12 protein-coding genes are annotated in these 11,858 nt (G+C 62.8%); 6 read left to right on the forward strand and 6 right to left on the reverse strand.

Going from position 1 to position 11,858, the window contains the following annotated elements; all coding sequences use genetic code 11:
* Nucleotides 1–114: 114 nt before the first annotated feature.
* The 3 genes from ppk2 to groL all read right to left on the reverse strand — a co-directional run bounded on the left by ppk2 (nucleotide 115) and on the right by groL (nucleotide 3,196).
* Nucleotides 115–1,005, reverse strand: coding sequence for a polyphosphate kinase 2 (gene ppk2, locus Q0331_RS03055; RefSeq protein ID WP_298074767.1), 891 nt, complete (start codon nucleotides 1,003–1,005; stop codon nucleotides 115–117).
* A gap of 160 nt (nucleotides 1,006–1,165) precedes the next feature.
* Nucleotides 1,166–1,288, reverse strand: coding sequence for a PorACj family cell wall channel-forming small protein (locus Q0331_RS03060; RefSeq protein ID WP_298074769.1), 123 nt, complete (start codon nucleotides 1,286–1,288; stop codon nucleotides 1,166–1,168).
* A gap of 264 nt (nucleotides 1,289–1,552) precedes the next feature.
* Nucleotides 1,553–3,196, reverse strand: coding sequence for a chaperonin GroEL (gene groL, locus Q0331_RS03065; protein WP_049049725.1), 1,644 nt, complete (start codon nucleotides 3,194–3,196; stop codon nucleotides 1,553–1,555).
* A gap of 233 nt (nucleotides 3,197–3,429) precedes the next feature.
* On the opposite strand from groL, the gene Q0331_RS03070 reads away from it, so the two are divergent.
* Entirely contained in the window at nucleotides 3,430–4,833 is a 1,404-nt protein-coding gene (locus Q0331_RS03070) for a dipeptidase (protein ID WP_298074772.1), read from the forward strand.
* A 168-nt stretch (nucleotides 4,834–5,001) separates the two neighbouring features.
* A complete protein-coding gene (locus Q0331_RS03075; RefSeq protein WP_298074774.1) occupies nucleotides 5,002–5,622 on the forward strand; it encodes a hypothetical protein in 621 nt (206 codons plus the stop codon).
* Nucleotides 5,623–5,692: 70 nt separating this feature from the next.
* Here the strand turns inward: Q0331_RS03075 and Q0331_RS03080 are convergent, their stop codons facing one another.
* The 3 genes from Q0331_RS03080 to Q0331_RS03090 form a co-directional block, all read right to left on the reverse strand.
* Complete coding sequence (locus Q0331_RS03080; protein WP_298074776.1) at nucleotides 5,693–6,871, reverse strand: glutamate--cysteine ligase; 1,179 nt, start codon at nucleotides 6,869–6,871, stop codon at nucleotides 5,693–5,695.
* A 50-nt stretch (nucleotides 6,872–6,921) separates the two neighbouring features.
* Nucleotides 6,922–7,638, reverse strand: a complete 717-nt coding sequence (locus tag Q0331_RS03085; RefSeq protein WP_298074778.1) for a LytR C-terminal domain-containing protein — start codon at nucleotides 7,636–7,638, stop codon at nucleotides 6,922–6,924.
* Nucleotides 7,639–7,767: 129 nt separating this feature from the next.
* A complete protein-coding gene (locus Q0331_RS03090; protein WP_035004749.1) occupies nucleotides 7,768–7,980 on the reverse strand; it encodes a DUF3263 domain-containing protein in 213 nt (70 codons plus the stop codon).
* 25 nt (nucleotides 7,981–8,005) lie between these two features.
* Between Q0331_RS03090 and Q0331_RS03095 the strand changes: the two genes are divergently transcribed.
* The 4 genes from Q0331_RS03095 to cls form a co-directional block, all read left to right on the forward strand.
* Nucleotides 8,006–8,587 (forward strand): peptide deformylase, encoded by a 582-nt coding sequence (locus Q0331_RS03095; RefSeq protein WP_298074780.1) that lies wholly within the window; start codon nucleotides 8,006–8,008, stop codon nucleotides 8,585–8,587.
* The gene (locus Q0331_RS03100) at nucleotides 8,580–9,641 is read left to right on the forward strand and encodes a GNAT family N-acetyltransferase (protein WP_298074782.1); all 1,062 of its coding nucleotides are present in this window, start codon (nucleotides 8,580–8,582) and stop codon (nucleotides 9,639–9,641) included. The genes Q0331_RS03095 and Q0331_RS03100 overlap by 8 nt, the downstream gene beginning before the upstream one ends.
* Before the next feature lie 11 nt (nucleotides 9,642–9,652).
* Nucleotides 9,653–10,453 (forward strand): exodeoxyribonuclease III, encoded by an 801-nt coding sequence (locus Q0331_RS03105; RefSeq protein ID WP_298074784.1) that lies wholly within the window; start codon nucleotides 9,653–9,655, stop codon nucleotides 10,451–10,453.
* A 3-nt stretch (nucleotides 10,454–10,456) separates the two neighbouring features.
* Nucleotides 10,457–11,858, forward strand: a 1,402-nt coding sequence (gene cls / locus Q0331_RS03110; protein WP_298074786.1) for a cardiolipin synthase, incomplete at its 3' end; no start/stop codon positions are given.

Raw genomic sequence — 11,858 nt, forward strand, 5'->3', positions numbered from 1 at the left:
TTGAAGCCCTAACCGCCTAGAATTAAACTAGTCCAACTTTCGGGGGCCAGTTCAGCAGGGCAGCCGGGGCTTGTTCGCGTACTGGCTTATTCTGGCCAGCCCGGGTGACCTCTATTAGTCGCCGATCTGGTCGCGACCGCGCTTGACGATCTTCGGATCCGGTTCGCCGACGACCTCGTGGTCCTTGTCTGCGTACTCGAACTTGGACAGGACGTAGCGCATCGCGTTGATGCGGGCGCGCTTCTTGTCGTTGGACTTAATGGTGATCCACGGGGACTCGTTGGTGTCCGTGTAACGGAACTGCTCTTCCTTGGCGCGGGTGTAGTCATCCCACCTGTCCAGGGAAGCCAGGTCCATCGGAGAGAGCTTCCACTGGCGAACCGGGTCCACCTGGCGAATGGCGAAACGGGTGCGCTGCTCCTTTTGCGTGACGGAGAACCACAGCTTCGTCAGGGAGATACCCGAGCCCATGATCATGTTCTCCAGCATCGGAACCTCACGCAGGAACTCTGCGTGCTGATCGTTGGTGCAGAAGCCCATCACGCGCTCCACGCCGGAGCGGTTGTACCAGGAGCGGTCGAAGAAGACGATCTCGCCGCCGCACGGGAAGTGCTGTACGTAACGCTGGAAGTACCAAGAGGTGGACTCGCGCTCGGAGGGCTTCTCCAGAGCCACGGTGCGGGCACCACGGGGGTTCAGGTGCTCGTTGAAGCGCTTGATGGTGCCGCCCTTACCGGCAGCGTCGCGGCCCTCGAAAATAATGATGTGCTTCTGGCCGGTGTCCTTGGTCCAGTTCTGGAACTTCAGCAGCTCGATCTGCAGGGCGCGCTTGGTGGTCTCGTACTCGTCGCGACTCATGCGCTCGTCGTAGGGGTACTGGTCGCGCCAGGTATCAACCCGATGGCCGTCCGGAGTGATCAGTACCGGATCGTCTTCATCCGAGTCGTCCACCAAGTAGCCCTCGGTGGCGGCAAGATCAACCATGTGGAATTCTTCTTCGGCCATGTGCCTGGGTTCTCCTTCGCCTGAAGATTTTTCAATTCTAGTAGCACTTCCCAGTCTAGTGGTTTTGGCCCAGCTATACAGATATGCCGGAACCACATGGGGTAGGAAAGGCACGAAAAAACCCCGGCCGAAGCCGGGGCTTTAACTGTTCAGCGGAAGCTTACTTAGCAGCGGTCCACTTAACGATGGTCTCGATATCGTCCTTCAGGCCCTTGAAGATGTTGCCGAAGCCACCCAGGAAGGTGCCCAGCTGGCCGAAGATCTCGGTAATCTGATCGATCATTGTGTTCTCCTCTTAAGAGATCGGGGGCGCCAGGTTCCCTGGGCCCAAAACTTTCTGTGGTAGTGACGCCCCCTCTAGGCCGTCTGGAGAATAGAGTAGCGGATCTGCGAAAAGCCACAACCCCTGGGCGGAACCTTCTTCAAAGTCACCCCCCACCAGGGGGTAACAGTTCGGTAAAGATCCAGCTCAGGGGTTGTTTTTACGGCGAGTCTACCTAGGTTAAATCTAGGGAAACTAGCTATTTTTAGTTGTTTTGCATGAGGCCTAGAAGCCGCCCATGCCACCCATCTCGTCGGCGCCCGGCATTGCCGGTGCCTCCGGCTCCGGCTTGTCCGCGACGACAGCCTCGGTCGTCAGGAACAGCGCTGCGATGGAGGCAGCGTTCTGCAGCGCGGAACGGGTGACCTTCACCGGATCAGAGATGCCAGCGCCCAGCAGGTCCACGTACTCGCCGGTTGCAGCGTTCAGACCCTCGCCTGCAGGCAGGTTGGCAACCTTGTCCACAACTACGCCCGGCTCCAGGCCAGCGTTGTGAGCGATCTGCTTCAGCGGGGCTGCCAGGGCTGCGCGTACGATCTGTACGCCGGTAGCCTCGTCGCCTTCCAGGCCCAGGTTGTCGTCCAGCACGTTGGCGGTCTGCAGCAGGGCTGCGCCACCGCCGGCGACGATGCCCTCTTCTGCGGCTGCCTTAGCGTTGCGCACGGCATCCTCGATGCGGTGCTTGCGCTCCTTCAGCTCCACCTCGGTAGCGGCACCAACCTGCAGCACTGCAACGCCGCCGGACAGCTTAGCCAGGCGCTCCTGCAGCTTCTCTGCGTCATAGTCAGAGTCCGCGTTCTCGATCTCCTGGCGAATCTGCTTGATACGGCCAGCCAGCTGCTCTGCGGAGCCTGCGCCGTCGACGATGGTCGTATCGTCCTTGGTCACCACGACCTTGCGGGCGGTGCCCAGCATCGGCAGGTCAGCAGTCTCCAGGGAGAGGCCGACCTCTTCAGCGATAACCTGGCCGCCGGTCAGGATCGCGATGTCCTGCAGCTGTGCCTTGCGGCGGTCGCCGAAGCCAGGCGCCTTCACGGCGACGGACTTGAAGGTGCCGCGGATCTTGTTAACAACCAGGGTGGACAGAGCCTCGCCCTCGATGTCCTCGGCAACGATCAGCAGCGGCTTGCCGGACTGCATAACCTTCTCTAGCAGCGGCAGCAGGTCCTTCACGTTGGAGATCTTGGAGCTAACCAGCAGGATGTACGGATCCTCCAGCACAGCCTCGCCACGCTCCACGTCGGTGGCGAAGTAGCCGGAGATGTAGCCCTTGTCGAAGCGCATACCCTCGGTGACCTCGAGGTTCACGCCGAAGGCGTTGGACTCCTCGACGGTGATCACGCCATCCTTGTTCAGCTGGCCGTCGCCGACCTTGTACATAGCCTCGGCGATCAGCTCGCCGATCTTCTCGTCAGCAGCAGAAATACCGGCGGTAGCGGCGATCTGCTCCTGAGTCTCGATCTCCTTGGCGTGGCTCAGCAGCTCTGCCGTGATCTTCTCCACGCCAGCCTGGATGCCGCGCTTGATACCCATCGGGTTGGAGCCAGCGGCAACGTTGCGCAGACCCTCGCGCACCAGGGACTGCGCCAGGACGGTAGCGGTGGTGGTGCCGTCGCCAGCGACGTCGTCAGTCTTCTTGGCGACTTCCTTAACCAGCTCAGCGCCGATCTTCTCGTAGGGGTCTTCCAGCTCGATTTCGCGAGCGATCGTCACACCGTCGTTGGTGATCGTCGGGGCGCCCCACTTGCGCTCCAGGACGACGTTGCGTCCCTTCGGGCCGAGGGTTACCTTAACCGCGTCTGCCAGGGTGTTCAGACCCTTTTCCAGTCCGCGGCGTGCTTCTTCGTCGAATGCAATCATCTTAGCCATGAGGCTTTTGGATCCTCCGTTTAGAGTTGGCGACACATACGGCTCAGATCAAGCGCCCGCGACGGCACGGATGAATGAATGTCGCGACATTCACCCTCACTTCATCTGACGGTTATTTTTCTGGCACTCCCTTAGTTCAAGTGCTAACCCCGTTTTTAGCACTCTCCCCCATCGTCTGCAAGGTGCCATACATGCGAATCGACTGTCCCGTCCGGTCGCTACAGTAGTTATCTATGAGCGATACCAACAGTGAATCCAATACCTCGCAGCTAGACCTCGCCCGTACCGCCATCGCGGAGCAGATGCCACAGCTCAAGGAAGACCTCACAACTCTCGTCTCCTTCGAGTCGGTCCACTCCACGCCGGGTCTGGAAGAGGCCAATGCCGCCGCCGCGCAGTGGGTCATCGACGCATTCACCAGCGTGGGCATCCCCGTCGAAGGCCACGTCACCACCGACGGCTCCACCTCCGTCATCGGCGTGCGCGAACCCGCTGAGGGCTACCCAACGATCCTCCTGTACTCCCACTTCGATGTGCAGCCCGCCGGCGACGTCGAAGCGTGGACCGATGACCCGTGGACCCTCACCGAGCGCGATGGCCGCTGGTATGGCCGCGGCACCGCCGACTGCAAGGGCCACGTCGCCATGCACGTTGCTGTGCTGCGTGCTCTTTCTATTCTTTCGGACGCCCACTTCCCCGCCGCCAAGAATCTCGGCATCCGGATCGTCGTCGAGGGCTCGGAGGAGCGCGGCGGTTATGGCCTGGAGGACCTGCTGACCGAAAAGCCGGAGCTATTCGCTGCCGACACTTTCCTCATTGCCGATTCCGGCAATGACGCCCTAGGCGAGCCGAGCCTGTGCACCGCGCTGCGCGGTTCCGCGCCGGTCACGGTGCGCACCCGCACGCTGGCACAGCCGATGCACTCCGGCCAGTTCGGTGGCTCGGCGCCGGATGCCTTGGTCGAGCTGGTGCAGCTTCTTTCCACCCTTCACGACGAAAACGGTCTGGTGGCCGTCCCGGGATTGGAGCCGAAGGAGCGCTGGGGTGGCGTCGGACCAACAGAACAGGCATTCCGCGACAACGCCGGGGTAACCGACGGCGTGGAGCTGTACGGCGCCGGCGAGTGGCAGCCGAACGACCTGACGGTGATGAATCCGTCGATCACGATCACGGGCCTGGATGCGCTATCGGTGGCGGACTCGGTGAACTCCGTGCCTGCGACCGCGGCGGCCGTGGTGAGCCTTCGCGTTCCCCCGGGACGCGAGCCGCAGGAATGCCAGGATCTGCTGGTAAAGCACCTGGAAAACCAGAAGACGAACGCGCAGGTGGAGATCGAGCGCGGTTCCCTGGCCGAGGCATTCCAGGCGGATACCTCCGGCCCGGCACTGCAGCGGCTCGGCGAGGCGCTGGGCGAGGTGTACGGCAAGGAGACGATGGAGGTCGCCTCCGGCGGGTCGATTCCGCTGACCAACAAGCTGCTAGGCGCGTACCCACAGGCGGAGCTTGCGCTGTACGGCATCGAGGAGCCGAAGTGCGCCATCCACTCCGCGGACGAGTCCGTGGATCCGGGCGAGATCGAGGCCATCGCAACGGCCGAGTTGCTGTTCCTGCTGCGCACCGCAGAGGCGCACAGCTAAACGCCTAAAATCTCACTTAATGAGAAATAGACAACAGTTTGAATCTCAGAGTGAGACGGATTACATTATTTAACTAGCAGTACTTTATATAGGTACCGAACTATATAAGCACCCATTCAACGGGTGCCCACGGCCAACTAGATCTTGTTCCAGAAAAATCGAGTCATCATGAACGTTTCCTCTACGAACACCACGACCCTGATCCGCTTCGCCAGCTCGGACCAGAACCTAGATCTAGACGCGCCTGTATACACCCCGCTACCCAGCGGTCGCCGCTCCACCGCGAAGACTTATAGCGAGCCGGTGCACACCCGCATCGAGAAGCGCCGCAAGCGCACCCGCACCTTCGCGGAAGATCCGTTCCGCGCCCGCTTCGGCCAGCGCCTGCCGGTAGGCATGCGCCAGGAAGCCCGCGGCATGGAGTGGAAGAAGTTCATCCGCACCTATGCACCCGGCGCGATCCGCGTGGACTATCTGAAGGCCACCCGCCTTTCTCTGGGCCGCCACAACTTCGACATGCAGGTCAGTGGCCTGCGCGCCGACGGGCAGTCCACCCGCGTGGAAATCACCGCAATGGGTGCGTCCTCGGCAATGTCGGAGACCCTGGCCGACCACGGCTTCCCCGTAGAGATCGCAGAGTTCCACCAGTACGACATCTTCGAGGCCACCGTGACCTTCATCTACGCGGTGCACAAGTCCAAGCGCGTGTGGGCAGTTGGCTTCGGTGCGGACCGCGATACCTCCATCGCCAGCGCCCTGTGCAACGCAGCTGCCCGCCTGCACATCTAAGCTCAGCGCCTCTAAGCTCAGCCGCGTAATGGTGGCTAGGCCACGCCACTGTCACGTAACTGCCGCGTAACTACAGCGACTTCCGCAGCGATTCGACCGTCAGGTCCACCGCGGCAATCCACGCCTCCGGCTGCGTGAAGCCACCCTCTACCCCATCGTCTCCGCGGGTGCGGGTGCCGGGCTCCGGCGCGGCACCGTGCTCACGGGCCGCGGCGCGCTGCAAAGCGTAGTCTCCGCCGCGGGCGATCAGCTTGCGCACATCCTGCAGCTCCGCTGCGCATCCCAGCTCCTCAGACAACGGGGCGAGCCTATCCACCCATGCGTCCAGCTCGTCGGTGACCAGCGCCTCGTTGGTCTCCCGGTCGGTAATGATCAGCGCGTCCAGGCCATAGCGGGCCGCACGCCACTTGTTCTCCGCCACGTGCCAGGGCTGCAGGGTCGGCAGCTCGTGACCGGCGTCCAGGCGGCGCTCGAAGTACACCACCAGGCAGTGGGTGTAGGCGGCGATGGCGGCGAGCTCCCATAGCTCCATCGTGGCGTCCGCAAAGCGGGTTTCCACCGTGCCGTACTTGGTGGGGCGCACGTCGAAGTGCATGGAGCCGGTGTGGTTAATCACTCCCGATAGGTCCTGATCCCGGTTGAATTCTTCCCACTGCTCCCAGTTTTCAAACTGGTATGGCGTGCCCGCGGTCGGCAGCTGTCGGTACAGCAGGGTGCGGTTGGAGGAGTAGCCGGTATCCAGCCCCTCCCAGGCGGGCGAGCTGGCGGACATGGCCAGGATGTGCGGGTAGTGCGTCATCAGCGCATTGATAATGGGCCACACTTTTTCCTTGGAGCCCACGCCCACGTGCACGTGAATCCCCCAGATCAGCATCTGGCGCCCCCAGTACTGGGTGCGCTCGATGATCTCCTGGTAGCTACTCTTCTCGCTGAGCTTCTGGTCCCCCCAGTGCGCGAACGGGTGTGTGCCCGCGGAAAACAGGTTCACACCGATGTCGTCCGCGCATTCCAGCAGCTGCTTCGCCTGCACGTGCAGGTCCTCGACCGCCTCCGGGATCGTGTCGTGCACACTGGAGACCATTTCCACGGTGTTGGCCAGGAACTCGCGGACGACCTTGTGGCCGGGGTGCACCTCGTCCATCCGCTCTATCAGTTCGGCAGCGCGTGGAACCAGGTCGCGGGTTTCGGGGTCGACGAGGGCGACTTCCCACTCAATACCGACGGAAGGTGCGGAACCCGGGAAGTCCATTGTGGCCCCTTAGAAGATATGTAGACAGAAGTTAAAAGAACGCTTTTACTTTAGCGGGGCATGTCATTTGTTGTCACAACCACAACACCCGCGGGGCGCTCCCCCTCCAGCATCTCTACGCCGTCGATAGCCCGGTCGGTGGCCTCGTCACGCTCGCGCGCCTGGATCCCTAGATCCTTGGCGAGCTGCTCGGCCAGCTGACGCTCGGCGTCATTACCCTTCGGGTAGAGCACCACAGACGTCGGGAAGACACCCGACTCGTCCGGTAGGTTGCCCACACCGGTCTTGTTCCACTGCTGGTCGCGCATCTTGTTGGCGACGTCGCCGGCGAGGCCGTTGATGGGACTGTTATTGAGGACGGCTACGTAGGTTTCTTCTTTATTGACGCCATCTTCCGCCGCTGCCGCATCACCATCGCGACGCTCGTCAGCGCGGTCACCCTCCCGGTTTTCGCGCTCGCCTTCCGGCTTCGGCTTCTCGGCATCTTCCGCGTCCGGGCGCTTGGGATCCTCACCCTCGGGGGCGGGAGCCTTCTCATCCTGCTTGGCTTGCTCGCCCTGCTGGCCCTGCTGACCTTGCGTCTGCTGGGTCTGGCTGGCCTGCTCGGATTCATCGGAATCATTGCCGGACAGGGAGAATACGCCCCAGCCAATCAGCAGAACGGCTACGGCAATCAGGATCATGGCCAGGCCGCGCAGCGGGAGGCCGAGGTTCTCATTATCCGCGTCGTCGTAGAGTGCATGGCGTGGTCGATTCGGTTCAGTCACGCCACAAAGTTTAACTTCCGTAACATCGGTAACAAATCTGACACGCGCTGTACTTCATTCTTCGCTACCGCGCTTCACTAGAGCTCTTTGTCATTAACCTTCATCCCCGCACTAAGTCAGCGCGCTGCATCAGAGCTCTTCATCACGGCGACGCAACAGCATGCGTACCAGGACGGGGTCGAAGTCCAGCGCCTCCGGGCGCTCGATCAGCCGGTTGAGCTGCTGAAAGTAGCGGACCGGATCGACCCCAAACTCGCCGCGGATGTGCTCGTTCTTCGCGCTGGCATCCCGCCACCAGCGGCGCTCGAACTCCAAAATGGCGATCTCTCGGTCTGACAACATGGAACTAGATTCTAGACTGTCTGTTATGACCATCATGCCTATCGTCATCTGTGGCGACCCTGTACTGCACAACCCCACCACCAAGGTGGACCCCAGCGAGATCGCCGACCTCGCCCCGCTGATTGCGGATATGTACGAAACGCTCACCGCTGCCAACGGCGTGGGCCTGGCAGCCAACCAGGTGGGAGTAAACAAACGATTCTTTGTCTACGACTGCCCCGATACCGAGCGTGGCGAGATGCGCCGTGGCTGCGTTATCAACCCCGTGCTCGAGACCAGCGAGATCCCGGAAACTATGCCGGACGAAGAGGAAGACGAGGAAGGCTGCCTGTCCGTCCCTGGCTACTCCTTCCCCACCGGCCGCGCGGACTGGGCACGGGTAACCGGCCTGGACGAAAACGGTGAGGAGGTCACCGTCGAGGGCACCGGTTTCTTCGCCCGCTGCCTGCAGCACGAGGTCGGCCACCTGGATGGCTTCCTGTACACGGACACCCTGATCGGCCGGTGGAAGCGCAAGTCCAAGAAGGCCATCAAGGCCGAGGGCTGGGACCACGCGGGCAACACCTGGACCCCCGGCGTGGACGAGGATCCTTTCGGGCATGAATAAAGACACGACGTTCTCCGCCGCCCACGCAGGTGCCCGGCGCGTGGAGGGCTTCGGGTTCCCCATCAGCCGCCGCACCGACCCCGTGAGCGTCCGCCCAGGCACGCGGGTGGTCGTGCGCTACCGTGTGTCGGGCGATGCTGCTTCCGGCCACGGGGCAGGCACCGTCACCGACGCGATCGGCGTGCTGCGCAACGTAAGCCCGCTGCAGGTGGACGACCTGGTTATCGCCGACGAGGACGTTGTGGTGCTGAAGACCCTCAGCGCCAAGCCAGTGCGCAATAGCGACATCCGCGCCCTCGAGGCCGCCAAAGCCGCGGCCTTCCCCGGCATCGAAAACCAGATGATCGGCGGGTGGCTGGCGCGCGCGGGCGATGGCATCACCGAGCGCAGTAACTCCGCCGTGCCCATCGGCCCGAGCGCCGGGTTGCAGGAGGTTCCGCTGGCGCAGCTGGAGGAGTTCTACCGCTCCCACGACCTGCCCTGCCAACTGATGCTCCCCGACCGGATCGGCCGACCCGCCGAACACCTGCCGGGCGAACGCGGCCCGGAGATCCTGGTGATGAGCAAGGAGCTCGACGACTCGGCGCGGCTCTCGGCGAAGGGCTCGCCGCAAGCTTCGGCTCCGGCTCTGGACACGCCCCTGGCTGGCGCTCAGATCGAGCTGGCCGTCGACGACACCCCGGATGCCGACTGGTTCTCCATGTACAAGTTCCGCGGCCAGCCCCTGCCGAAGAAGGCCCTGGACCTGCTGTGCCACCGCATCGACGGCCAGCTGGGCTTCGCCCGCCTCACCGTAGACGGCCAACTCGCGGCCATCACCCGAGCCACCATCACCGACGGCTGGTTGGGATACTCCGCAGTGGCGGTGGCCCCGGAATTTCGCCGCCGCGGCCTGGGCACCCTCCTGTGCCAACACCTGCTTAGCTGGGGTGCGGACAACGGTGCCGATCACGCCTACCTGGATGTTATCGATTCCAACACCGCCGGAAAGGCGCTGTACCACAAGCTGGGTTTCAGCGAACACCACCGCAGCCGTAGTCTGCGCACGCGCTAGAATGCTTAACCATGCGCATCGCCACCTGGAACATCAACTCCATACGCACTCGCGAGGAGCGGGTGCGCGAGTTTTTGCAGCGCAGCGACGTGGACGTGCTGTGCCTGCAGGAGACCAAATGCACAGACAAGCAGTTCCCAGACTTCACTGACACGGGCTACGAGCAGGCCCACTTCGGGCTGCACAGCTTTAATGGCGTGGCCATCCTGTCGCGCGTGGGGCTTGCGGACGTGCAGACCGACTTCGGCCAGCCCGGCTTCGACAAGGACTTGGATGCCGAACAGGCGCTGGAAGCCCGCGCGATCGGCGCAACCTGTGGCGGCGTGGAGGTATGGAGCCTGTACATTCCGAACGGCCGCGAGATCGCGGATCCGCACTACTCCTACAAGCTGCGGTGGCTCGACGCCCTCACGGCGTATGCGGCGGGTTCGGGCGTGGGGGCGTCCCAAAGAAAGAGCAGCGAGAAGCTGTGCCTGGTCGGCGACTACAACATCGCCCCGCGCGACGAGGACGTGTGGGATCGCAGCTTCTTCGACGGCCGCACGCACGTGACTCCCAACGAACGCGCCCGGTTGCGTGCCCTGGAGGACGCGGGAATGACCGCCGCGACGGACCTGATCGCCGACGAATACACCTACTGGGACTACCAGGCCATGCGCTTCCAGAAGGGCGAAGGCATGCGCATCGATCTGCAGTATGCCCGCGGAATCACCCCCACTGCCGCGCGTGTGGATCGCGACGAGCGCAAGGGCAAAGGGGCCTCCGACCACGCGCCAGTGATCGTGGACTACAGCGTGGATGGCGAGGCCTAAAACATGCCCTTCCCCGACCTCCTCGGCCTGTTTAGCGAGTTCACGGACGATTTGCAGTGGTGGCAGGTCACACTGGTCGTTCTGGACTACGCGCTGAAGATCTTTGCGCTGGGCTGGGTTCCTAAGGAACGACGCCCCACGTCCGCCATGGCCTGGCTACTGGCCATCTTCCTGATCCCCTTCATTGGCATCTTCCTATTCCTGCTGATGGGATCGCCAGCAATCAACCGGCGGCGCCACCGCATCCAGAACCAGGCGAACGAACTGATCCGCACGATGAGCGACGACGAGCCTGACGTTCCCGAGGGCAGCGAGCTCAGCGACGAGCTGCGCTCCCTGGTGCGGCTCAACCGGGAGCTCACGGCACTGCCCGCCGTGAACGGCACCATGCAGGCCCTGCATTCGGACTACGAGGAATCGATCGCGGCGATGACCCGCGCGATCGACGCGGCCGAGGACTACGTGAACGTCGAAATTTACATCATGGCCTGGGACGATACGACCGAGCCCTTCTTCGAAGCGCTCGGGCGGGCCGCGCAACGCGGAGTGACCGTACGCGTGCTGTGGGACCACATCGGCGCGCACAAATACAAGGGCAACAAGAAGCTGGGTAAGAGGCTGCAGGCCATGGGCGTGGACTGGCAGGTCATGCTGCCCCTGCAGCCCCTCAAGTGGCGCTTCCGCCGCCCCGATCTGCGCAACCACCGCAAGCTGGTGGTCGTGGACGGCCGAGTGGCCTTCATGGGCTCGCAGAACATGATCGAGGCCCCGTACCAGAAGCCGAAGAACCACAAGATCGGCCGCGAATGGGTGGACGTAATGGCGGAGCTCACCGGCCCGATCGTCAGCACCATCAACTCGGTGTTCGCCGTGGACTGGTTCACCGAAACCGACGAGGAACTGGACCTCATCAACCCCACAGATGCCAAGCAGTGGCTGGATACGCACGACCAAGATACCGGCGCGGACATCATGCAGATCGTGCCCTCCGGCCCCGGCTTCACCACGGAGCCGAACCTGCGTCTGTTTACCTCCATGGCCCACCACGCCAAACACACGCTCAAGCTGATTAGCCCGTACTTCATCCCCGATGAGTCCCTCATGGAAGCCGTGACCACCGCCTGCTACCGCGGAGTTCGGGTGGAGCTGTACGTCTCCGAAAAGTCAGACCAGCCGATGGTGGGCCACGCACAGGCCTCGTACTACTCGGAGCTGCTGAAGGCCGGGGTGCACATGTACCTGTACCCCTACCCGAAGGTCTTGCACTCTAAGTTCGCCATCGCCGATGGTGAGGTAGCCGTGATGGGCAGCTCCAACATGGATATGCGCAGCTTCGGCCTGAACTATGAGATTTCGCTGATGGTCGGCAAGGGCGATTTGCTGGAGGCCCTGCGGACCCTGACGG

Source organism: uncultured Corynebacterium sp. (assembly GCF_937999985.1).
In the GTDB taxonomy this organism is placed as follows: Bacteria; Actinomycetota; Actinomycetes; order Mycobacteriales; family Mycobacteriaceae; genus Corynebacterium.

Coding starts and splice junctions, on each gene's coding strand:
- ppk2 (WP_298074767.1), bottom strand. CDS start 1,005: ATGGCCGAAGAAGAATTCCACATGGTTGATCTTGCCGCCACCGAGGGC.
- Q0331_RS03060 (WP_298074769.1), bottom strand. CDS start 1,288: ATGATCGATCAGATTACCGAGATCTTCGGCCAGCTGGGCACCTTCCTG.
- groL (WP_049049725.1), bottom strand. CDS start 3,196: ATGGCTAAGATGATTGCATTCGACGAAGAAGCACGCCGCGGACTGGAA.
- Q0331_RS03070 (WP_298074772.1), top strand. CDS start 3,430: ATGAGCGATACCAACAGTGAATCCAATACCTCGCAGCTAGACCTCGCC.
- Q0331_RS03075 (WP_298074774.1), top strand. CDS start 5,002: ATGAACGTTTCCTCTACGAACACCACGACCCTGATCCGCTTCGCCAGC.
- Q0331_RS03080 (WP_298074776.1), bottom strand. CDS start 6,871: ATGGACTTCCCGGGTTCCGCACCTTCCGTCGGTATTGAGTGGGAAGTC.
- Q0331_RS03090 (WP_035004749.1), bottom strand. CDS start 7,980: ATGTTGTCAGACCGAGAGATCGCCATTTTGGAGTTCGAGCGCCGCTGG.
- Q0331_RS03095 (WP_298074780.1), top strand. CDS start 8,006: ATGACCATCATGCCTATCGTCATCTGTGGCGACCCTGTACTGCACAAC.
- Q0331_RS03100 (WP_298074782.1), top strand. CDS start 8,580: ATGAATAAAGACACGACGTTCTCCGCCGCCCACGCAGGTGCCCGGCGC.
- Q0331_RS03105 (WP_298074784.1), top strand. CDS start 9,653: ATGCGCATCGCCACCTGGAACATCAACTCCATACGCACTCGCGAGGAG.